The organism is bacterium (assembly GCA_019695335.1).
Lineage (GTDB): Bacteria > CLD3 > CLD3 > SB21 > SB21 > JABWBZ01.
In genome coordinates this window covers 19411-28066 of record JAIBAF010000050.1, presented here as the reverse complement: position 1 = coordinate 28066, position 8656 = coordinate 19411, and the positions used below count along the sequence as shown (strand labels likewise).

Annotated in this window: 5 protein-coding genes and 1 tRNA gene; 1 reads left to right on the top strand and 5 read right to left on the bottom strand. The window is 43.0% G+C overall.

Annotated features, from left to right (window positions below):
• Positions 1 to 44: 44 nt before the first annotated feature.
• Positions 45 to 119, top strand: a tRNA-Pro gene (locus tag K1X84_12395).
• A 55-nt stretch (positions 120 to 174) separates the two neighbouring features.
• On the opposite strand, the gene K1X84_12390 is transcribed toward K1X84_12395, so the two are convergent.
• The 5 genes from K1X84_12390 to ligA are packed head-to-tail and all read right to left on the bottom strand — an operon-like array spanning position 175 to position 8654.
• Entirely contained in the window at positions 175 to 2355 is a 2181-nt protein-coding gene (locus K1X84_12390; protein ID MBX7152435.1) for a hypothetical protein, read from the bottom strand.
• Positions 2356 to 2364: 9 nt separating this feature from the next.
• Positions 2365 to 3087, bottom strand: coding sequence for a tetratricopeptide repeat protein (locus tag K1X84_12385; GenBank protein ID MBX7152434.1), 723 nt, complete (start codon positions 3085 to 3087; stop codon positions 2365 to 2367).
• A gap of 26 nt (positions 3088 to 3113) precedes the next feature.
• A complete protein-coding gene (locus K1X84_12380) occupies positions 3114 to 4877 on the bottom strand; it encodes a carbon starvation protein A (protein MBX7152433.1) in 1764 nt (587 codons plus the stop codon).
• A gap of 10 nt (positions 4878 to 4887) precedes the next feature.
• Positions 4888 to 6660, bottom strand: coding sequence for a S8 family serine peptidase (locus K1X84_12375; protein ID MBX7152432.1), 1773 nt, complete (start codon positions 6658 to 6660; stop codon positions 4888 to 4890).
• The gene (ligA, locus tag K1X84_12370) at positions 6657 to 8654 is read right to left on the bottom strand and encodes an NAD-dependent DNA ligase LigA (GenBank protein MBX7152431.1); all 1998 of its coding nucleotides are present in this window, start codon (positions 8652 to 8654) and stop codon (positions 6657 to 6659) included. The genes K1X84_12375 and ligA overlap by 4 nt, the downstream gene beginning before the upstream one ends.
• Positions 8655 to 8656: the final 2 nt, after the last annotated feature.

Below are 8656 nucleotides of genomic sequence, written 5' to 3'. Positions count from 1 at the left end.
TTCATATTAGGAAAAAAGCTATATATTAGCGCCGTTTTGAAAAACGGGGTGTAGCGCAGCCCGGTTAGCGCGCTCGGTTCGGGACCGAGAGGTCGGGAGTTCAAATCTCCCCACCCCGACTTTAACCCCAGTAAATTTTACTGGGGTTATTTTTTTCTTGAGGCATTTACAGGTTTACATCATATCGCTACGTTTTCGGATAAACCACTCTAACGAAACAAGCCCGGCAAACAAAAACAGCAGCATTGTCTTATTCCATAATTCCAGCTCTTCATTCTTTTCGTAAACCAGCGGTTTGAATTTCATCCGCTGAATAATATCTCCGAATTGATCCGGTGAGTAGTACTCGCCGCCGCTTTCTTGCGCAACGCTTCTAAGAAGCTTTTCGTTCATCGACGTTTGGATCAATTCGATGCTGTAATTTTCAACGGTCAATTTTCCTTTATCGGTCCCAATCAGCGTTTCATTGCGTATCGCATCTCCCGAGTAAACATAATCACCGGCATTCAAACCGTTGATCGAGCCTTCGTACCGGCCATTGCCGACAGGATCCAATTGAAGATCGGTGGTTCCATTTTCGGATGTTACTTTTAATTTAACTTCTGCATCACTTACTGCATGTAACTGCTCATCATATACTTGCGCCGAAAAAAGGATTTTTTCACCATTCCGGTACAATTGCTTGGCCGATGTGATAATCACTTGTTTGCTGTCGTCTTTGGTCGATAACCATCGAACGGCATTTTGGACAAAACGTTGGTAGGCTTCATTAGTTCGACCGAGGCCATTCATTATAAATTGTGTTTTCCACAAGCCGTATGCTGAAACGGCTATGGATTTGGAAGAACCCGATTTCAGAGTTGTAATGAGTGGAATATCTTTGCGCATACGGATCAGGTTGGAGACGCGGCTCATGTCTACGCGCGCTAAAACATCGCTGCCCGGAACAGGATTGGCCATCGCTCGCGCAATCCACACCGGTGGCAGTTCTCCCCATTGTTTGGCCGTCTCGGCGGGATTATCCGAGACTTTCAGAATAGCACCGTTTTTTCCACTAAGACTGAGATTAAAAGACACGTTAGCTTCATCCAAAGCCGGATCCGATTTCCATTCAACAGGACTGACCGCTTGCAGTTGCTGGAGTTTGTTCAGATCGGTCTGAAGTCCGTAGAAGACCAGCCAGCCTTTTTTCTCCAGCGTAATTTTATTAACATACGCTTGAAACGTTTTCAAATCGCTGCGCGCCGTAGGATAATTATTAAAAATAAAACAATCCGGCTCATTGTTTTGCTGTTCGCCAGCCTGAATAAACGATCCGTCTTTTTTCTCGATCAGTGCACTTACGTCCATGTTCGGGTCTACAGCTAAAGTCTGATAAAGAAAACTATGATCCGATCCCGGAGCGCCGGAAATCACTAACACGTTCATCTTATTTTTGAGAATTTTAACAAAAAATGATTTAGTGTTATTTTTATCAGTCAATTCTCCACTTAAAGGTACTACCGACACGGCATATTTCTGCAGACCTTCGGTATCGGCTTCTAATTCAAACGAAACATTTATTACCGAGCCGTCGTCGCCGGCATCAATTACTTGTGTTTTGATAATTTTATTATCATGCAGGATATTCACCGTCAGCCGTTTTTTTTTAAACCCGAACGATGCTATCGTAACGTCAACAGGAATCTTGCTTTTCAGGTAAGCAATTTCATTGGCCAATACCTGCGAAATCAAAATATCCTTGGTCTCAACAGGACTACCGAACCCAACGGTGAAAACCGGAACACCCAATAAACCGGCTTCGGTGACAGGATTACTTCCGATATTGTATTGCCCATCCGTCAGTAAAACGACTGAAGCAAAATTTTTCCCTATCATTTTTTGTTTCAAATCCAATAAAGAAGAAGAAATGTCTGTCTGGGACGCTGACCATTGAATAGAATCGAGGTTTTGACCACTAACCTCTCTCAGGTCATCACCAAAACTGAAAAAACTCACATCATTTTGCGATTCCATTTGTTTGAGTGTTTCTGACGATAGTAATGCCTGTAATAAAGATTTCCGGTCGATACCCTGATCACGGATGGTCATGCTTTCTGAAGCATCAATCAAAACAGCAACAATCGGACGTTCTTCTTCGTTACGGGTTAATTGTAAAACCGGCTCTAACAGGATAAACCACAATACTATCATGGCAAGACTTCGAAGAGATGCGAGAAAACGTCTTCGGAATTTGGAAACCGGCGGGATCGTTTCTTTATAAGTCCAGAATGAAAAAAAAACAGCGGCCGCGCTGAGAATGATAAAGAGCAACAGGCCGCCGGCAAAATTCAGATCAAAATTTGAATACTCCAATGGCGCTCCTTACCAGTCTTTTTCAGTCTTTTGTTCACTGGTTGCCCGTTCTTTAATTTGTTTTTTCTGGTAATCGCGTTCCTGATTCTTCAAAGCATCGAGAATTTTTTCAGCTTCTTTTTTACTTAAACCCTGCTGTTGAGCTTGTTGCTGCTGCTGATTGTTTTTCTCCTGCTCTCTCTGTTCTTTATTCTGATTATCTTTTTGGTCTTGTTGTTGTTTATTTTGATTCTGTTCTTTTGAAGAGTCTTTGTCTTTTTTTTCAGAGGAATTTTCCGAGTCATTTTTTTGCGGCGGAGGTGGTGGTTGTTGTATCTGTTTCATGGCGTATTCAAGATTGAATCGCGCATCTTCATCGTTTGGGTTTTTACGTAAAGCTTGTTTGTAGCCTTCGATGCTTTCTTTTATTTTTTTCGATTTATACAGACAATTCGCCATATTGTACTGGATATCAGACTTAAGCTGTTGGTCATTGGTATTGGTCAAAGCGCGCTCGTAATACTGCGCGGCCTGATCGTACATCTGCATGCGGTAAAGCGTGTTACCAACGTTGTAATTCAATTCCGGATCGTTGGGATTTTGGTCCAGCATTTTTTTGTACATTTGCATCGCGTGATAGTTGTCGCCTTGTTCATATAGCTTGTCAGCTGTTTTTCTTTGCAGGCCAACTTGAGCAGACAGTAACGCTGTATGAAATACAAAAACAAATAGAATGATCGTTAAATTTTTCATATTAGAGTTTTACGAATAAAAATTTATCAAGATTCAGTTTTTTTCGCCATTTCCTTACGAAGATTATAGAAATAGCGAAACGTCATAACTAGTACGCCGACCGTTAATATAATCAAAATACTATCGGCGATGGTCAACGCCCAGTTATTTTTTTCGATATACCGATTAACCAGAATGATTAACGATGTAAGAGTTGTAACACACATGAATATTGCCGGTATTGCTGCAAACCAGTACGGTCGCGATTTTTGAATAAGCCAGGCCGTAATGGCGGTCAATGTCAGCGCGGCGAGTAACTGATTGGCCGAACCAAAGATCGGCCAGATCGATGTGTAAGCGTTGGTGAATCCCAGCGCCGCCATTCCGGCAACAGGAATAATTGTGTTAAAAAACTTATTTCTCATAATTGCGGGCGGGTTCGTGAATAAAGTGAGCCACAACTCTTCAAATAAATATCGTGTCAACCTGACAATCGTATCAATTGTAGTCACCAAAAAACCTTCCAAAAGTAAAATGCCAAAAACTGTTCCGTACACGCTCGGAATATTCAGCCCTTTCTGCAATGTGTGACCGACACCAACGGCAAAAGCCAGCGGAGCATTGCCGGACTTGATATTGCCTAATTCATCATGCGGCCAAACGATATCGTGATACTCGGCATATCCCAATCCTCCTAAAATAATCAACGTTACACAAATTCCGAGTAAAGCTTCCAATAGCATACCACCGTAACCAATCAACGGCGCATGTTTTTCATTGCTAAGCTGTTTAGAAGTCGTGCCCGTCGCAATCAATGCGTGCGCACCTGATACTGAACCGCAGGCAATGGTAACAAATAAAAAAGGCCACACATTACCCATCGCCGCCAGGCTTTCCGCCGAGAAATTGAAAGCCGGCGCATCTATGACGACACCTGTTATTCCGCACGCTACAATTCCAACTACCATTACAATAATACCGAGATACAATAACTGTACATTCGTAAAATCGCGCGGCTGAAGAATGATCCAAACAGGGATCCATCCTGCTATGAAACAATATATGCAAATAATTGTCATCCATAATCTGGTATCCAGCGTCACCGGCCAAATGAAACCAATGTATACTGATGCTATACAAACAAAAAAAGCCAAAAGACTGATAACAACGAGGTTAATATTTTTTTTATACAATAGATATCCGATCAGCGGTGCTGCAATCGTCATAACAATGACGGAAGTAGATGCGATGCCCCCGATGACGCCTTTCAAAACGCCTCCATCCGTAACCGTTTTAAGAATAGTTTGATCGTCAGGTAAGCCGAATTCTTTCAGAGGATACAATGATGTCAACGATACAGCTGTTAACTGAAGAAACGCTGCGCATACCAGTATGCACAGTAGCAGAGCAAATAAAATAAAAAACAAAAAACCTGTTTTGCCAAGCGTCTTTTTGGCAATTTCGGCAATGGAACGTCCTTCTTCTCTTACGCTGACAAACAATGCTGAAAAATCATGGACGGCACCGATAAATGTAACACCGAGAATGATCCATAACCACGTGGGAAGAAATCCATACAGTAATGCCAACGTTGGCCCGACGATTGGTCCTGCTGCAGCTATGGACGCAAAATGATGGCCAAGCAGTACAGCCGGACGCGTCGGAACAAAATCAACGCCATCTTGATTTCTAACGGCCGGCGTAGCATTACTTTCATTGACTCCGAGAATTTTTGCAACCCGGCGCCCATAGAAAAAATAGGCTATGATTAATCCGGCAACCGACGCCAGCATGGCCAAACCAATATTCATGCTGATACTCCTATTTCAATAACAGCATTTTTTTTGTTTTAGAAAAACCTTTAATCGTCATTCGATAAAAATACACGCCCGACGCAACAGATTTTCCTCGCTCGTCTTTTCCATCCCATGTCACTGTCTGATTGACTAACGCAGGTCTGTTTTGATTCAAAACAGTTCGTATCTTCTGACCAAGAGAGTTATAGACTTCTATTTTAACTTTCCCCTCTTCCAAAACATCATACCGAATGACGGTACCCGGATTAAACGGATTAGGCTGATTTTGATGCAATACAAATTGTGTTGGAATAATCGCGCCCGTATCGATTGGAAATTCATACTGAATAGCGGAAAGTACATTGACGATACCGTAGCCGTATTGATTATTGGGATTATTAGCACGATCGGCCGTTCGGATCAAGGCCAATCGAACTTGCGTCGGCGTCCAGTCAGGATGCGCTGTTAAAATCTGCGCGCACATACCGGCAACCAATGGACACGCAAACGATGTCCCTTGGCTTATTTCATATCCGTTCTGGCTGGACGAAGAAGCGACTTTTACATTATATCCCATTGCCATTACATCGGGTTTAATTCTCCCTTTCGTGGTTGGACCGACGGAACTGAAACCGGCACGCGTTTTTGACGATGTCACGGCTCCTACAGCAATAATGCTATCGCCATCCGATGGCGCTCCTAACGTATTGTGTTGTGAGTTAGAACCTTCATTGCCGGCAGAGTTAACAATAACCAAACCGTGACTAACACCGATATTGGCTGCTTTGGTAATAAGCGTCGAATCCCCCGACATCCATGTCCAGTCATAACTTCGGGGCGAACCGGCATCCATTTCAATATATCCGACCGAACTGCTGATAATATCGGCGCCATGGGCTTCAGCCCACTCCAAAGCTGCAATCCAGTTATCCTCTTCAAGAGAGGTTTCACTGGTTGTATTCTCCGTTTTGGCCAGAAGAAAATGTGCACGGTAAGCCGGACCGACTAATTTTCCAGGTTGATAACTGCCGATCATAGACAATGTCTTTGTTCCATGGCTACCATTACCCAACTGTCCCGGATCGTTGGCCACGCTCGTATCATTATTAACAAAATCCCACGTCGCCAATATGGTCAAGCTGTCAAACGCTTCATGTGTAAGATTATCAAATCCGGTATCAAACATACTGATGATCACATCTTGTCCGAAAAAACCCGAATCATGAACTGCAGGGATTTCGCTTAAATTCAATTGCGTAAACGACGTTCCGTAAAAAGCCGAATCAGCGAATGCGTTTGCAGACTTAATCAAAACACTTTTAGCCGTTACGCCTTCGGATTCTGAATGTTCTTTACTCATTCGAAATCGACCAACCGGGTCAATCCGTTTCACACAATAAAGTGAAGACAATTTTTCGACAGTTGACGATGTTGCCCAGCCGCTTACAGCATTCAACCACCGGGATGTATGGCGTATCTCCAAACCAGCCTCTTTAACAAGCTGCAGATAAGCGGAGTGAATTGCGAAATCGCGATCATCAATTACGTTAGCTTTATTTTTACTACGCCTTTTCAAGGTCTTTTTGGACAAAACTTTCTGCGCATCAAAATAACTTTGCATGTACCTATCACCTTTATCCGTAAAAAAAATCCATACCAACTGTGGTGTTTCGTTGGCTTTGAAATATTTTTTTAAAGAAGGATGAACTTTTGAATTGTCAAAAGAAGTAAAAGCGGCTAAAACTAACAACAAGCACGCTAGCAGAAAGAAAATTTTTACAGGGATTTGTGATTTCATTGGATCATTTCTATAAATTGATTCTCGTCGATTATTTTAACATCCAGTGATTTTGCTTTTTCGAGTTTCGATCCGGCATCGTCTCCGGCAAGCACATAGTCCGTTTTCTTACTGACGCTACCGGATATTTTTCCACCGCGGTCTTCAATCAATTTTGACGCATCCGTTCGGCTGTATGTTGGCAACGTACCGGTCAGTACAAATGTTTTCCCAGCAAAAATTTGCTTCGCCTGCGAAACCGTTCCCATCCATTCGGTATTAACACCGGCACGTTTTAATTTTTCAATAACGGCCAAATTCTGTTTGTTATGAAAAAAATGGACGATACTTTGAGCAATACGGTCGCCGATGCCATCAATGGCGATAAGTTCTTCAACTGAACTTTCCATTAAAGCATCTAAAGTTTTAAAGGCTTTGGCCAGATCTTTAGCGCTTTCTTCTCCCACAAATTTAATCCCAAGAGCATAAATTAATTTTTCAAGCGAGCGCGTTTTACTCTTCTCAATACCATCGAGTAAATTAGAAGCGCTTTTTTTGCCCATACGTTCAAGCTCGATGAGCGGATCTAATTTGAGTGAATAAAGATCGCTGAAGTCTTTGATCAATCCTTCGTCGACCAGTTGCGCCACAACGGCTTCACCCAGGTTTTCAATATCCATTGCATCCCGCGAGCAATAATGTTCAATTCGTTTTTTGACTTGCGCGTCGCAGGCGATATTTTCACAACGCCACGCCGCTTCGCCTTCCGTTTTAAAAATCGGTTCACCGCAAACCGGACATTTTTCAGGAAAAACAAACGGTTTGGACTTTTTCGGACGCTCGGTCAAAATGACTTCCACAACTTTCGGAATTACATCGCCGCCTTTTTCGATCACGACCGTATCGCCGATTCGAATATCTTTCTCACGGATAAAATCTTCATTATGCAAGGTAGCGCGGCTGATCGTCGATCCTGCCAAAAACACCGGCTGTAATTCAGCCAACGGTGACACTACGCCCGTACGCCCAACTTGCAGCAGAATATTGTTAACCACGGTACGAGCCTGACGCGCTTTAAATTTGAATGCAATCGCCCATCGCGGCGATTTAGCCGTTGCACCAAGCGTTTCTTGCTGATCAAAACGGTTCACTTTGATGACGACGCCATCAATTTCAAACGGGAGCGTCTCGCGTTTTTCTTCCCATTCTTTGCAATACTCGAAAACGTGCTCGATCGATTTACAAAGCCGGTACGATTCCATCACCGGAAATTTCATTTCATGTAAAAGTTTTAAACTTTCAGAATGGGATTTGAACGGCTGTTTTTTATCAAGCGAACGAAGGTAATAAGCAAAGAATTTTAGCGGACGCGCTGCTACTTCTTTTGGATCCTGAAGCTTCAGGGTCCCGGCTGACGAATTGCGTGGATTGGCAAACGTAGCCTCGCCTGCTTCGGCACGTTTAACATTCATTTTGATAAAATCGTCGCGATACATCAATACTTCACCACGCACTTCAATATTTTTCAGCGATGAACCGCTCAGGCTTAAAGGAATGGAACGAATTGTTTTCAAGTTAGCGCTGACATCCTCACCTTTTTCGCCATCACCGCGCGTCACGCCGCGATTGAACAAACCATTTTCATAGATCAAACTGATCGCAACGCCGTCGAATTTTAATTCACAGACGTATTCATACGATTCGCCTTCAAGCAGTTCACTGACCCGCCTATCAAAATCGCGCAATTCCGCTTCGCTGTAAGTATTGCCGAGACTCATCATCGGCTGCAGATGCGCTACTGTAGGGAAATTTTTTGTAAGATCCGCTCCAACGCGTTGAGTCGGAGAATCAGGCGTGATCAACTCAGGATGTTGATTTTCCAATTCGATCAGGCGATTCAATAACTGATCAAAAGCTTCGTCAGAAATGGACGGTTGATGCAGAACATAATAGCGGTAATTGTGATCATTAATTTCCGCTCGCAATTTTTCAATAGCTGAAAGAATGTCAGGCATAA

What these genes read in the sequence shown, in the direction of transcription:
- ligA (MBX7152431.1), bottom strand. Translation starts at nt 8,654, where the DNA reads ATGCCTGACATTCTTTCAGCTATTGAAAAATTGCGAGCGGAAATTAAT.
- K1X84_12385 (MBX7152434.1), bottom strand. Translation starts at nt 3,087, where the DNA reads ATGAAAAATTTAACGATCATTCTATTTGTTTTTGTATTTCATACAGCG.
- K1X84_12380 (MBX7152433.1), bottom strand. Translation starts at nt 4,877, where the DNA reads ATGAATATTGGTTTGGCCATGCTGGCGTCGGTTGCCGGATTAATCATA.
- K1X84_12375 (MBX7152432.1), bottom strand. Translation starts at nt 6,660, where the DNA reads ATGAAATCACAAATCCCTGTAAAAATTTTCTTTCTGCTAGCGTGCTTG.